Below are 13702 nucleotides of genomic sequence, written 5' to 3'. Positions count from 1 at the left end.
AGCCACCTGTGCTGGAAGTTCAGTCTAGGGGTGGTACGAAAGGGTGGGGCAACCCGGCGGTAGGACTTTGTACGCCATCAGAATGGCCGGTCATCCTGATGCTGGGACATGTATCTGATCCTTCCCCCAACTTGACGTGCGACAAAGGGAAACGGTTGCTCACGGATCACTTACGAGTAGGTCACGGTCGGGCGTCCGGGTGCGGCGGGTTCCGTACAGCCGCACCCGGACGGCCCAGCCGCCCACCCGTACGGCGGGCGCGGCCGTCCGGATCCCGCTACGGCCCCGGCTCTCCGCGGATCACGGCGAGCACGCCGTCCAGTTCGTCGGGCTTCACCAGGACGTCACGCGCCTTGGAGCCCTCGCTGGGGCCGACGATGTTCCGCGACTCCATGAGGTCCATCAGCCGGCCGGCCTTGGCGAACCCGACGCGCAGTTTCCGCTGGAGCATGGAGGTGGAGCCGAACTGCGTGGAGACGACCAGTTCGGCCGCCTGGCACAGCAGGTCGAGGTCGTCGCCGATGTCCTCGTCGATCTCCTTCTTCTGCTTGGATCCGACGGTGACGTCGTCGCGGAAGACCGGCGCCATCTGGTCCTTGCAGTGCCGGACGACGGCCGCGATCTCGTCCTCGGTGACGAACGCGCCCTGCAGGCGCACCGGTTTGTTCGCGCCCATCGGCAGGAAGAGCCCGTCGCCCTTGCCGATCAGCTTCTCGGCACCGGGCTGGTCGAGGATGACGCGCGAGTCGGCCAGGGACGAGGTGGCGAAAGCGAGGCGGGAAGGGACGTTCGCCTTGATCAGGCCGGTGACGACGTCCACGGACGGCCGCTGCGTGGCGAGCACCAGGTGAATGCCGGCCGCCCGCGCGAGCTGAGTGATACGCACGATCGCGTCCTCGACGTCGCGCGGCGCGACCATCATCAGGTCGGCCAGCTCGTCGACGATCACCAGCAGGTACGGGTACGGCTGCAGCTCGCGCTCACTGCCCTCGGGCGGCTTGACCTTGCCGTTCCTGATGGCCTCGTTGAAGTCGTCGATGTGCCGGAAGCCGTACGCCGCCAGGTCGTCATACCGCAGGTCCATCTCCCGTACGACCCACTGCAGCGCCTCAGCGGCCCTTTTCGGGTTGGTGATGATCGGCGTGATCAGGTGCGGGATGCCCTCGTACGCGGTCAGTTCGACGCGCTTGGGGTCGACGAGGACCATGCGCACGTCCTCCGGGGTCGCCCGGATCATGATCGAGGTGATCAGGCAGTTGATGCATGACGACTTGCCGGAGCCGGTGGCGCCGGCGACGAGCACGTGCGGCATCTTCGCGATGTTCGCCATCACATAGCCGCCCTCGACGTCCTTGCCGAGCGCAACCAGCATCGGGTGGTCGTCCTCGGCGGCCTCCGCCAGGCGGAGCACATCACCGAGGTTGACCATCTCGCGGTCGGTGTTCGGGATCTCGATGCCGACCGCGGACTTCCCGGGGATCGGGCTGATGATCCGGACATCGGGGCTGGCGACGGCGTACGCGATGTTCTTGGTGAGGGCGGTGATCCGCTCGACCTTGACGGCGGGGCCCAGCTCCACCTCGTAGCGGGTGACCGTGGGGCCCCGGGTGAAGCCGGTGACGGCCGCGTCGACCTTGAACTCGGTGAAGACGTTCGTGAGCGAGGCGACGACGGCGTCGTTGGCGGCGCTGCGCGCCTTGCCCGGCCCGCCGCGCTCCAGCAGGTCAAGGGAGGGCAGCGCGTAGGTGATGTCACCGGAGAGCTGGAGTTGCTCGGCACGCGGTGGAAGGGCGCGGGGCTCCTGCAGGGCGTCCTTGGTCAGGTCGGGCACCGCGGACGCGGCCGGGAGCTTCTCCGGCTGGGGACGCGCGGCCGGCACGGGCGTGGGCGTCGTCTCCACGCGGTCGCCCACGCTGACGCCCTGGGTGAGGTCGGCGACGATCGGGGACGGCGGCATGCCGTGCAGAACGGCGCCGTCGAGGGCGGCAGCGGCGGCGGCCGCGACGTCCACGGCGTCCATCCGCCGGCCCACGGCCGGCTGCTGCGCGGCGGGGCGCCGCGGACGGCTCCGGCGCCTGGACAGGGCCTCCCGCTCGGCTCCGTCCGGGGCGTGCACCTCGGGGGCGGGACCGCGCCGCCGGGAGCGGGGCAGCGCCTCGCGCCACTGCTCCTCGTAGCGTTCGTCGTCCTCGGTGCGCAGGTCGTCCTCGGTGTCGTGCAGGATCCCGAGCTTCACGCCGAGCAGCCGCAGCCGCTGCGGGATGGCGGTGACGGGCGTGGCGGTGACCACGAGCAGGCCGAAGAACGTGAGCAGCACGAGCAGCGGTACGGCGAGGACGGCCCCCATGGCGTACGTCAGGGGGGTGGCCGCACCCCAGCCGATGAGCCCGCCGGCGTCCCTTATCGCCTGCATGCCGTCACTGCGCGCCGGGCCGCCGCAGGCGATGTGCACCTGGCCGAGCACTCCGATGACGAGCGCGGACAGGCCGATGACGATGCGCCCGTTGGCGTCGGGCCGCTCCGGATGCAGGATGAGGCGCACGGCGATCGCGCCGAGCAGGATCGGCACGAGCAGGTCCAGGCGGCCGAAGGCGCCCGTCACCAGCATCTCGACGAGGTCTCCGACGGGGCCGCGCAGATCGGCCCAGGTGCCCGCGGCGACGACCAGCGACAGACCGAGCAGCAGGAGCGCGAGCCCGTCCTTGCGGTGCGCCGGGTCGAGCCCCTTCGCGCCCCGCCCGACACCGCGCAGCATGGCTCCGACGGCGTGCGCGACGCCGAGCCAGAGGGCGCGTACGAGTCGGTACACGCCCGCGGTCGGGTTGGGCGCCGGCGCGGGGGCCGGCTTCTTCGCCGCGGCCTTCTTGGCGGGCGTCTTCTTCGCGGCGGCCTTCTTCGCGGGGGCCTTCTTCGCCGGAGCCTTCTGCGGAGCGGCGGCCTTCTTCGCCGGCGACTTCTTGGCTGCGGGACGTGGGGCCATGAGTGTGAGGTTACCGGTGGAGACGACGGCGGACACGCGTGCCCACTGTTTCACCCGTTCGTGTCGCCCTACAGGAGGCACGAAACTGACGCGGGATCAACGAAGGTGCCACGCCCGGCCGACGGGCCGACAGACGGCAGGGCCGTGCGCCCGCTGGACCCGGCGACGCGTCAGTTCTGCGACGCCACCGGCGGTGTACCGCTTCCCGCGCCCGGCTCCAGGGCGTCCAGCGCCCTGCGCAGCCCCGTCAGTTTGCGTTCGAGATGGGCCGCAGTGGCCACCGCCGCCGCGTCGGCCGAGTCGTCGTCGAGCTGCTTGGACAGCGCCTCGGCCTGCTCCTCGACCGCCGCGAGCCGCGCGGAGAGCTCGGCCAGGAGCCCGGCCGCCTCCTTGTTCTCGCCGCCCGCGGATTTGCCGCCCTCCAACTGCAGCCGGAGCAGCGCCGCCTGCTCGCGCAGCTGGCAGTTCTTCATGTAGAGCTCGACGAACACCGAGACCTTGGCGCGCAGCACCCACGGGTCGAAGGGCTTGGAGATGTAGTCCACCGCGCCCGCCGCGTATCCCCGGAAGGTGTGGTGCGGGCCGTGGTTGATGGCGGTCAGGAAGATGATCGGAATGTCACGGGTCCGCTCCCGGCGCTTGATGTGCGCGGCGGTCTCGAAGCCATCCATACCCGGCATCTGGACGTCCAGCAGAATGACCGCGAAATCGTCCGTCAGCAGGGCCTTGAGTGCTTCCTCCCCGGACGATGCCCTGACCAGCGTCTGATCGAGCGCGGAGAGGATGGCCTCCAGCGCCAGCAGATTCTCCGGCCGGTCATCGACCAGGAGGATCTTGGCCTTCTGCACCATGGCCCGCCCTCCTCGCCCCGGCTTGGGGCCTCCCCTGTCCGCAGGACTCGGGACGGCGCCACCCGGCACCGCCCCAGGGGACGGCTCCCTTGCGCCGTCCGTCCTTGTGCCGGTCATCGTAGCCGCACCCCGCCCGTCGCCACACCCTGTCACCGCGATGTCACTGTGCACATAGCAGAAACGCGGCGCGAGACCAGAAGGTTCCCCGCACACCGCACTTCTACACGGCTCCCACCACGCTCCGTCAGGCACTCCACATGAAGATTAGGGGCCCCCGTCACTGCTCACGCATCCACTTTTCCATCACGGACAGCAGATGGTCGGGGTCGACCGGCTTGGTCACGTAGTCGGAGGCGCCCGACTCGATGGCCTTCTCCCGGTCGCCCTTCATCGCCTTCGCCGTGAGCGCGATGATCGGCAGCCCGGCGAACTGCGGCATCCGCCGGATCGCCGTGGTCGTCGCGTACCCGTCCATCTCCGGCATCATGATGTCCATCAGGACGACCGCGACGTCGTCGTGCTGCTCCAGGACCTCGATGCCCTCACGCCCGTTCTCGGCGTACAGCACCGACAGGCCGTGCTGTTCAAGGACGCTGGTGAGCGCGAAGACGTTGCGGATGTCGTCGTCGACGATCAGCACCTTCTCGCTGTCGAACCGGGCGCCCTGCCGCGGCTGGGCCGCCTGCTGCTCGCCGGACCACTGCTCCTCGGCCGCTCCGGTGCCCGTGCCGGAGCCCCGGTGGGCGCCCGCGGAGGCGGCCCTGCGGCGGCGCCTGAAGAGCGCCGCGGGCCCGTTCTGGGTCTCGTGGTACGACTTCACCTCGGCCGGGGTCTCGATGTCCGGCGTGGACAGCTCCGCCTCGGACGCCAGCAGCTCCTCGGCCTCCAAGGGGGGCGCGAGCTGCGTGTAGCCCTGCGGCGGCAGTTCACTCGGGTGCAGCGGCAGGTACAGGGTGAACGTCGAGCCGCGCCCGGGCTCGCTCTGCGCGTGGATCTCGCCGCCGAGCAGCCGCGCGATCTCCCGCGAGATGGACAGCCCGAGGCCCGTGCCGCCGTACTTGCGGCTGGTGGTGCCGTCGGCCTGCTTGAACGCCTCGAAGATCACCCGCATCTTGCTGGCCGCGATGCCGATGCCGGTGTCGGCCACGGAGAACGCGATCAGGTCATCGTCCGGGTCCCGCAGCGAACCGGCCTCCAGCAGCTGCTCCCTGATCGCCATCGGGACGTCGCCGCCCGCGGGCCGGATGACCAGCTCGACGGCCCCGGTGTCCGTGAACTTGACCGCGTTGGACAGCAGATTGCGCAGCACCTGCAGCAGTCGCTGTTCGTCGGTGTGCAGCGTGGCGGGAAGCTCCGGCGAGACCCGTACGGAGAAGTCGAGGCCCTTCTCCGCGGTCAGCGGCCGGAAGGTGGCCTCGACGTAGTCGACGAGCTGGACCAGTGCGATGCGCGTCGGGGAGACGTCCATCTTGCCCGCCTCCACCTTCGACAGGTCGAGGATGTCGTTGATCAGCTGCAGCAGGTCGGAGCCGGCGCCGTGGATGGTCTCGGCGAACTCCACCTGCTTCGGGGAGAGGTTCCCCTCCGCGTTGTCGGCGAGCAGCTTCGCCAGGATCAGCAGCGAGTTGAGCGGGGTGCGCAGCTCGTGCGACATGTTGGCCAGGAACTCGCTCTTGTAGCGCATGGAGACCGCGAGCTGCTCGGCGCGCTCCTCCAGGACCTGCCGTGCTTCCTCGATCTCGGTGTTCTTGACCTCGATGTCGCGGTTCTGCTGGGCCAGCAGCTCGGCCTTCTCCTCCAGTTCGGCGTTGGACGCCTGCAGGGCCTTCTGCCGCTGCTCCAACTCCTCGGACCTGAGCCTGAGCTGCTCGGTCAGCTCCTGCGACTGCTTCAGCAGCACCTCCGTCTTGGTGTTGACGGAGATGGTGTTGACGCTCGTCGCGATCATCTCGGCGATCTGGTTGAGGAAGTCCTTCTGGATCTGGGTGAACGGGGTGAAGGACGCCAGCTCGATGACGCCGAGCACCTTCCCCTCGAAGAGCACCGGAAGGACGATGACCTGCGCGGGCGGCGCCTCCCCGAGTCCGGAGGAGATCTTCAGGTAGCCGCTCGGCGCGTTCTCCACCAGGATGGTGCGCTTCTCCTTGGCCGCGGTGCCGATCAGGGCCTCACCCGGCCGGAACGACGTCGGCATGGAGCCCATGGAGTAGCCGTAGGACCCCAGCATGCGCAGCTCGTACGCGTCGGCCTTGCCGTCGACGAGCGGCATGGCCAGGAAGAACGCGCCGTGCTGCGCGGAGACCACGGGCGTCAGCTCGCTCATGATCAGGGAGGCCACGTCCTCCAGGTCGCGGCGGCCCTGCATCAGCGCGGAGATACGGGCCAGGTTGCCCTTGAGCCAGTCCTGCTCCTTGTTGGCGATCGTGGTGTCGCGCAGGTTGGCGATCATCTTGTTGATGTAGTCCTGCAGCTCCTGGATCTCGCCGGAGGCGTCCACGTCGATCTTCAGGTTGAGATCGCCGCGGGTCACCGCGGTCGCCACGCGCGCGATGGCGCGCACCTGCCGCGTCAGGTTCCCGGCCATCTCGTTCACCGACTCGGTCAGGTCGCGCCAGGTGCCGTCCACGTCCCGCACCCGCGCCTGGCCGCCGAGCTGGCCCTCCGTGCCCACCTCGCGGGCGACCCGGGTGACCTCCTCGGCGAAGGAGGAGAGCTGGTCGACCATCGTGTTGATGGTCGTCTTGAGCTCCAGGATCTCGCCGCGCGCGTCGATGTCGATCTTCTTGGTCAGATCACCCTTGGCGATGGCGGTGGTCACCATGGCGATGTTGCGCACCTGTCCGGTGAGGTTGGACGCCATCTGGTTCACGGACTCGGTGAGGTCCTTCCACGTACCCGCCACACCCGGCACGTACGCCTGGCCCCCGAGGATGCCGTCCGTGCCCACCTCACGGGCCACCTTGGTGACCTGGTCGGCGAACGAACTCAGCGTCTTCACCATGGTGTTGAAGGTGTCGGCGAGCTGCGCGACCTCGCCGCGCGCCTCGATCGTCACCGTCCGTGTCAGGTCGCCGTTGGCGACGGCCGCCGCGACCTGGGAGATGTTGCGCACCTGCATGGTGAGGTTATTGGCCATCAGGTTGACGTTGTCGCTGAGGTCCTCCCAGATGCCCGTGACACCCGGCACGTGCGCCTGACCGCCGAGGATGCCCTCGGTACCCACCTCGCGGGCCACCCGGGTCACCTGCTCGGCGAAGGAGGAGAGCTGGTCGACCATCGTGTTGACGGTGGTGACCAGTTCCAGGATCTCGCCCTTGGCGTCGACGGTGATCTTCTTGGAGAGGTCGCCCTTGGCGACGGCGGTCGTGACCTCGGCGATGTTGCGCACCTGGATGGTCAGGTTGTTCGCCATGAAGTTCACGGACTGGGTGAGGTCCTTCCAGGTGCCCGAGACACCCTGGACCTCGGCCTGACCGCCCAGGATGCCCTCGGTGCCCACCTCTCGCGCCACCCGCGTGACCTGCTCGGCGAAGTTCGAGAGCTGGTCGACCATCGTGTTGACGGTGTTCTTCAGCTCCAGGATCTCGCCCTTGGCGTCCACGGTGATCTTCTGGGACAGGTCGCCCCGGGCCACCGCGGTCGCCACCTGGGCGATGTTGCGCACCTGGGTGGTGAGGTTGCCCGCCATGCCGTTGACGGAGTCGGTCAGATCGCGCCACACCCCGGCGACGCCCGGCACCTGCGCCTGGCCGCCGAGCCGGCCCTCCGTGCCCACCTCACGCGCCACCCGCGTGACCTGCTCGGCGAACTCGGAGAGCTGGTCGACCAGATTGTTGACGGTGTTCTTCAGCTCCAGGATCTCGCCGCGCGCGTCCACGTCGATCTTCTGCGACAGGTCGCCCCGGGCCACCGCCGTGGTGACCTGGGCGATCTGCCGCACCTGGGAGGTGAGGTTGCCCGCCATGAAGTTGACGGAGTCGGTGAGTTCCTTCCACGTGCCGCTGACGCCCGGCACCACGGCCTGGCCGCCCAGGCGGCCCTCCGTGCCGACGTCCCGGGCCATGCGCGTGACCTGGTCGGCGAACGCGGAGAGCTGGTCCACCATCGTGTTCACGGTGTTCTTCAGCTGGAGCATCTCGCCGGAGACGTCCACGGTGACCTTCTGCGACAGATCGCCGTTGGCCACCGCCGTCGTCACCTGGGCGATGTTGCGGACCTGGCCCGTCAGGTTGCGGAATGCCGTGTTGACCGAGTCGGTGAGGTCCTTCCAGGTGCCTGCGGCGCCGGGCACCTGCGCCTGGCCGCCCAGCTCGCCCTCGACGCCGATCTCCCGCGCCACCCGGGTGACCTCGGAACCGAAGGCGGACAGCTGGTCCACCATCCCGTTGACGGTGTTCTTCAGCTCCAGCATCTCGCCGGCCACGTCGACCGTGACCTTCTGCGACAGATCGCCACTGGCGACGGCTGTCGTCACGGCGGCGATGTCCCGCACCTGGGTGGTCAGATTCCGGAAGACCGTGTTCACCGAATCGGTGAGGTCCTTCCACGTCCCCGCCGCACCGGGCACATTCGCCTGGCCGCCGAGCCGGCCCTCGCCGCCGACCTCGTTGGCGACGCGGGTGACCTCGTCCGCGAAGGTGCGCAGCGTCTCGGTCATCTGGTTGATCGTCTCGGCGAGCTGGGCGACCTCGCCGCGCGCCGAGACGGTCACCTTCCGGGACAGGTCGCCGTTGGCGACCGCGGTCGTCACCTCCGCGATCCCGCGTACCTGAGCGGTCAGATTGCCCGCCATCAGGTTCACCGAGTCGGTGAGGTCCTTCCACACGCCGGCCACACCGGGCACCTGCGCCTGGCCGCCCAGCTCGCCCTCGGTGCCCACCTCGCGGGCGACCCGCGTCACCTCGGAGGAGAACGAGGACAGCTGGTCCACCATCGTGTTGACGGTGTTCTTCAGCTCCAGCATCTCACCGGCCACGTGGACCGTGACCTTCCGCGACAGGTCACCCTTGGCGACGGCCGTGGTCACCAGAGCGATGTCGCGCACCTGCGCGGTCAGCCGGTAGGCCATCGTGTTGACGGAGTCCGTGAGGTCCTTCCAGGAACCGGACATCCCGCGCACCCGCGCCTGGCCGCCCAGCTTGCCCTCGGTGCCCACCTCACTGGCCACCCGGGTGACCTCGTCGGTGAACGTCGACAGCTGGTCGACGAGATTGTTGACGGTGCGGCCGACCTTCAGGAACTCGCCGCGCAGCGGATGCCCGGTCCCGTCCGGCCCCGCCGTCCGCAGCTCCATGCGCGGCGACAGATCGCCCTCGGCCACCGCGGTCAGCACCCGGCCGACCTCGGAGACGGGGCGTACGAGATCGTCCACGAGGGCGTTGGAGGCGTCGATGGCGGCCGCCCAGGAACCCTCGCTGGCCCCCGTCTCCAGCCGCTCCGTGAGCTTTCCCTCACGCCCCACCACACGCCGCACCCGCGCCAGCTCGCCGGTCAGATGCAGGTTCCGGTCGGCCACCTCGTTGAAGACGGCGGCGATCTCGGCCATCACCCCGTCGCCGGAGACCGTCAGCCGCTTCCGGAAATTGCCGTCCCTCATCGACACGAGGGCCGCCAGCAGCCGGTTGAGGGCCGCCGTGTCCACCGCGGTGGTTCCATTGCGTGGTTTGCGCTGGTTACTCAGGGACTGTCCGCCTTTTGCGCGCGTCTTCGTGGCCCGCGTCGCTGCGCCAGACTCCACTGTGTCCCTCCCGCAGGGGTCGACCTTCACTGCTGTGCTCAGAGTTACCGCTGGACATACCGGTCACCGACGCGTAGCGCCGCCCACATGTACCAGGCGCACGCGTGTGCTCCTGCCCGGCCTGACAGAAGTCACTCGGCCTGCCCGGACCCATACCTCAAGCCTGCCCAGTGTTTCACCATGCCTGAACCAGGCCATAACAGTTCGGCAGCTTCGCACACGCTCCGCACACCCTACGGACGTAAACACCCGCGACCGGCATCCGCATGGACCGCGAAGGTAAGTAACCTTGCATGCGGCTGTCCAGCCGCACCGGTCCGACCGGTCTGGGCGGTGGCACGAGCACGAGCGGGCAGGCATCGGAGGGGCACCGCACCATGACCACCGGACTGCGTCCCGGGGGACCACCCCAGGATCCCCGGCAGACAGGAGACCAGCAGCTGCCTCGGCAGGAACGGGTCGGCACGGGGGCGCTGCACGTCGACAACCGGACGAGGAGTTCTGTGATCACCGCGCGCGCGGCCGCCAGCTTCGAGCCCGTCGGACGATCGGTCGCGACCGCCCGCTCCTTCGTCCGCGACACACTCCAGGGCTGGGGCTTCGCCGACATCATCGACGACGCGGTGGTCCTCACCAGCGAGCTGGTCACCAACGCCGTCGTCCACGCGGGCACCTCCGCGGACGTGCTGTGCCTGCGCAGCGACGACGGCGTCCACATCGAGGTGGCCGACCGGTATCCGGAACGCGAGATCCCGCTGCAGTCGACAGCCGTCAACATGGGCAGCCCCGACCGCGAGGGCGGCCGCGGCCTGCAGCTGTGCGCCGCCCTGGCCGGCCGCTGGGGCGTCGAGTACACACCCACGCACAAGCAGGTCTGGTTCCAACTCGACCTCCCCGAACGCCCGGTGGGCACACGTGCGGCGGGTCCCTCGCTCCCCGCCGACCTGCTGCCGCTCGCCGACGGCCGGGTCCGCGTCGCCGTCCTCCAGATCGACCGCGCCGGCTGCCTCACCTCCTGGAGCGAGGACGCGGAGGACCTGTTCGGGTACGTGGCCGAGCAGGTCATCGGCAAACCGCTCACCGACCTCGCGGCGTGGCCGCACACCCCCGGCACCGGCACCGGCATCGCCGAGGCGCTCCAGCTCTCACGCTGGGAGGGCAGCTACGGCATCCGGGGCGCGGACGGCCGTGTCATCCCCGTCTACGCCTCGCATCTGCGCGTCCGGGACACGGCCGGCGAACCGTCCACGGTCTGCCTGCTCGTACGTGACCACGAACGCGCCGTCCTGCAGACCCCGTTGCGCGGACCCGCCCCCGACCCGACGACCGCCTCGGACGGCCAGGCCACGGACCCCTTCGAGGTCTTCATCGGCTCCCCCGCGCCGGACGACCTCGACGGCCTGCTGCAGCGCACGGTGGAACGCGCCCGCGACATGCTCGACGGCGACGCCGCCTTCCTCCTCCTGGCCACCGACGACGAGACGGAGCTGGAGGTCCGCGCCTCCACCGGCCTGCCCTCCGCCCGCCAGCGCTTCGCCCGCGTCCCGGTCGAGGCCGGCCCCGGCCGCTACGGCTCGGCCCGCATGCCGGCCGTCCACGACGACCTGGCTGCCGTACCGGGTGCCGTCCCCCTGCTGGCCGGCACGGGCATGCGTTCGGTGGTGACGGTGCCGCTGAAGGTGGAGGGCCGCCTCACCGGTTCCCTCGGCGTGGCCGCCGAGGCGCCCTCCCGGTACTCCAACGAGGAGGCGCTGCGCCTGCAGTTCGCGGCCGACCGCATCGCCCTCGCCGTGGAATCGGCGCGCCTCGGCGAGCTGGAGCGGCTGCGCCGCGGCTCCCTGAGCTTCCTCGTCGAGGCGTCCGACCTCCTCGCGGGCACCCTGGACCGCGACCAGACGCTGGCACTCATGGCCCAGATGACGATCCCGACCCTGGCCACCTGGTGCGCGGTCTACACCATCGCGGACCAGGCGTCCGAGCCCTATCTCTCGTACGTCCTGCACGAGGACGAGGAGCGCATCGACGGCCTCAAGGCCCTCCTGGCGAAGATTCCGCCGCCGGAGCCGATCCCCACGCCGGGTGCCCGGGTGTGGACGGCGCCCGCGGAGGCCGCGCACCGGGCGGCGCTCCGCACCTCCATGCGCAGCCTGGGCCTGAGCGAGCTCCCGACGGTCAGCTCCGGCGTCGGCACGACATTGTCGACGGCCTCGGCGGTGGGCGGCGAAACGGTCGTCCTGCCCCTCGTCGCCCGCAACCGCGTCATCGGCATGCTGACGCTGGGCAAACCGACGGACGAACACTTCCGCCAGGAAATCCTGGAGCTGGCCGAGGACCTGAGCCGCCGGGCCGCTCTGGCACTGGACAACGCCCGGCTCTACTCGGAGCGCACGGCCATCAGCCAGTCCCTCCAGCGCAGTCTGCTGCCGCCAGAGTTGCCGCGTGTCGACGGGGTCGAGGTCGAGGTCATCTACCGCGCGGCCGGCGAGGGCAACGAGGTCGGCGGCGACTTCTACGACCTGTTCCCGATCCGCGACGGTGCGTACGGCTTCGCCATCGGCGACGTCTGCGGTACGGGCCCGGAGGCGGCCGCCGTCACGGGCCTCGCCCGCCACGCCCTGCGTCTGCTGGCCCGCGAGGGCTTCGGCGGCCCGGCGGTCCTGGAGCGCCTCAACTCCGCCATCCTCGACGAGGGCGCCCGCAGCCGCTTCCTGACGCTGCTCTACGGCGAGTTGTGGCCGCAAGAGGACGGCAGCGCCCTCCTGAAGGTGGTCTGCGCGGGCCATCCGCTCCCCCTCCGGCTGCGCCAGGACGGCGCAGTGGAGCCGGCCGCCGAACCGCAGCCGCTGCTCGGTGTCATGGAGGACCTCGAACTGTACGAGCAGACGGTGACGCTCGATCCGGGTGACGTCCTGCTGTGCGTCACGGACGGCGTCACCGAGCGCCGGGAGGGCACACGCATGCTGGGCGACGACGGTCTCGTGGACGTCCTGACGACCTGCACGGGCCTCACGGCGGGCGCGGTGGCCGCCCGCATCATGCGTGCGGTGGAACGCTTCGCCTCCGACGCCCCCTCGGACGACATGGCCATTCTCGCGATGCGCGTTCCGGGCCTTCCGAAGGACTGAGGGAAAGCCCGGACCCGGGTGGCCCGGTCCCGCACATGGAAAACGGCCCCGCCCTGCCGGGCGAGGCCGTTTCCGCCGGAGCCCCCAAACGGAATCGAACCGTTGACCTTCTCCTTACCATGGAGACGCTCTGCCGACTGAGCTATAGGGGCCTGTCGCCTTTCCGGGGATTCCCGGTGACAACGGAAGAGAGCATACCCCGAACAGACGTGTGCTCCCAACCGCGGGCAACATCTCAGAAGACGGGTTGCAGCAATCCGCCCAGCGCGTTGCACACGGAGACGATCCGCTGCATTTCACGCTTCGTCAGCGAGGCGTCCACCGGCAGCGAGAGCGTCTCGTCGGCGGCCCGCTCGGTCTCGGGCAGACAGACATCGCGCCGGAAGCCCGGCATACGGTGCACGGGTGTCTTCACCGGCACCCCGCACGCGACTCCCCTGGCTCTCACGGCCCCAGCGAAGGCGTCCCGGTCGGGTCGCCCGTTGCCCGGCACGCGCACGACGTACTGCTGGTAGGTGTGCCCACCCGCGCTCTCAGGCGTCCGCACGCCCCGCAGCCGCCGGTCGAGATAGGCGGCCCGCTCGCGGCGCTGCGCCACCTCGGCGTACGGCGTCTCGGACTCCCCCTGCTCCAGCACCAGAAACCCGTGCCGCCGCCCGACCTCGTGCAGTCCCGCGACGTCGGCCGGCCGACCGAATCGGTGGACCACCACGACAGCGGCGGTCCGCGGGGTCACCACGGCCTCGACGGCGGCGGGGTCGAGGCAGTACGTCGCGGGGTCGATGTCGGCGAAGACCGGTGTCGCACCGGCCAGGGTCACGGCCTCCGCCACCTCGATGGTCCCGAAGGCCGGCACGATGACCTCGTCACCGGGACCCACGGCCGCGGCCCCGAGCATTCCAGCTGTACCCATGGGTCGCATGCTCATACGGCAAAGTGAACGCAAAGTGACGCGCAACGCAAAAAAGCTGGTCCCCGAACCGAAGTCCGGGGACCAGCTCTCACTATT

At 69.9% G+C, this 13702-nt stretch carries 5 protein-coding genes and 1 tRNA gene; 1 reads left to right on the top strand and 5 read right to left on the bottom strand.

Features of this window, described 5'->3' with window-relative positions:
- Nucleotides 1–277: 277 nt before the first annotated feature.
- The 3 genes from ACFSL4_RS01005 to ACFSL4_RS00995 form a co-directional block, all read right to left on the bottom strand.
- Nucleotides 278–3016 carry a DNA translocase FtsK gene (locus ACFSL4_RS01005; RefSeq protein ID WP_381077080.1) on the bottom strand — a complete coding sequence of 913 codons (2739 nt, stop codon included), beginning with the start codon at nucleotides 3014–3016 and terminating at the stop codon, nucleotides 278–280.
- 134 nt (nucleotides 3017–3150) lie between these two features.
- Entirely contained in the window at nucleotides 3151–3831 is a 681-nt protein-coding gene (locus ACFSL4_RS01000; protein WP_381077078.1) for a response regulator, read from the bottom strand.
- Between the two features lie 277 nt (nucleotides 3832–4108).
- A complete protein-coding gene (locus tag ACFSL4_RS00995; RefSeq protein WP_381077075.1) occupies nucleotides 4109–9568 on the bottom strand; it encodes a HAMP domain-containing protein in 5460 nt (1819 codons plus the stop codon).
- Nucleotides 9569–9945: 377 nt separating this feature from the next.
- On the opposite strand from ACFSL4_RS00995, the gene ACFSL4_RS00990 reads away from it, so the two are divergent.
- The gene (locus tag ACFSL4_RS00990) at nucleotides 9946–12693 is read left to right on the top strand and encodes a SpoIIE family protein phosphatase (protein ID WP_381077171.1); all 2748 of its coding nucleotides are present in this window, start codon (nucleotides 9946–9948) and stop codon (nucleotides 12691–12693) included.
- Between the two features lie 79 nt (nucleotides 12694–12772).
- Here ACFSL4_RS00990 and ACFSL4_RS00985 read toward each other — a convergent pair.
- Both ACFSL4_RS00985 and ACFSL4_RS00980 read right to left on the bottom strand, forming a co-directional pair.
- Nucleotides 12773–12845 (bottom strand) — tRNA-Thr (locus ACFSL4_RS00985).
- 83 nt (nucleotides 12846–12928) lie between these two features.
- Nucleotides 12929–13591, bottom strand: coding sequence for a DegT/DnrJ/EryC1/StrS family aminotransferase (locus tag ACFSL4_RS00980; protein ID WP_381077168.1), 663 nt, complete (start codon nucleotides 13589–13591; stop codon nucleotides 12929–12931).
- Nucleotides 13592–13702 lie beyond the last annotated feature (111 nt).

The organism is Streptomyces caeni (genome assembly GCF_042678285.1).
GTDB lineage: Bacteria > Actinomycetota > Actinomycetes > Streptomycetales > Streptomycetaceae > Streptomyces > Streptomyces caeni.
Note: the sequence above shows the minus strand (reverse complement) of the source record. Positions and strands in the feature narration are given on the sequence as shown.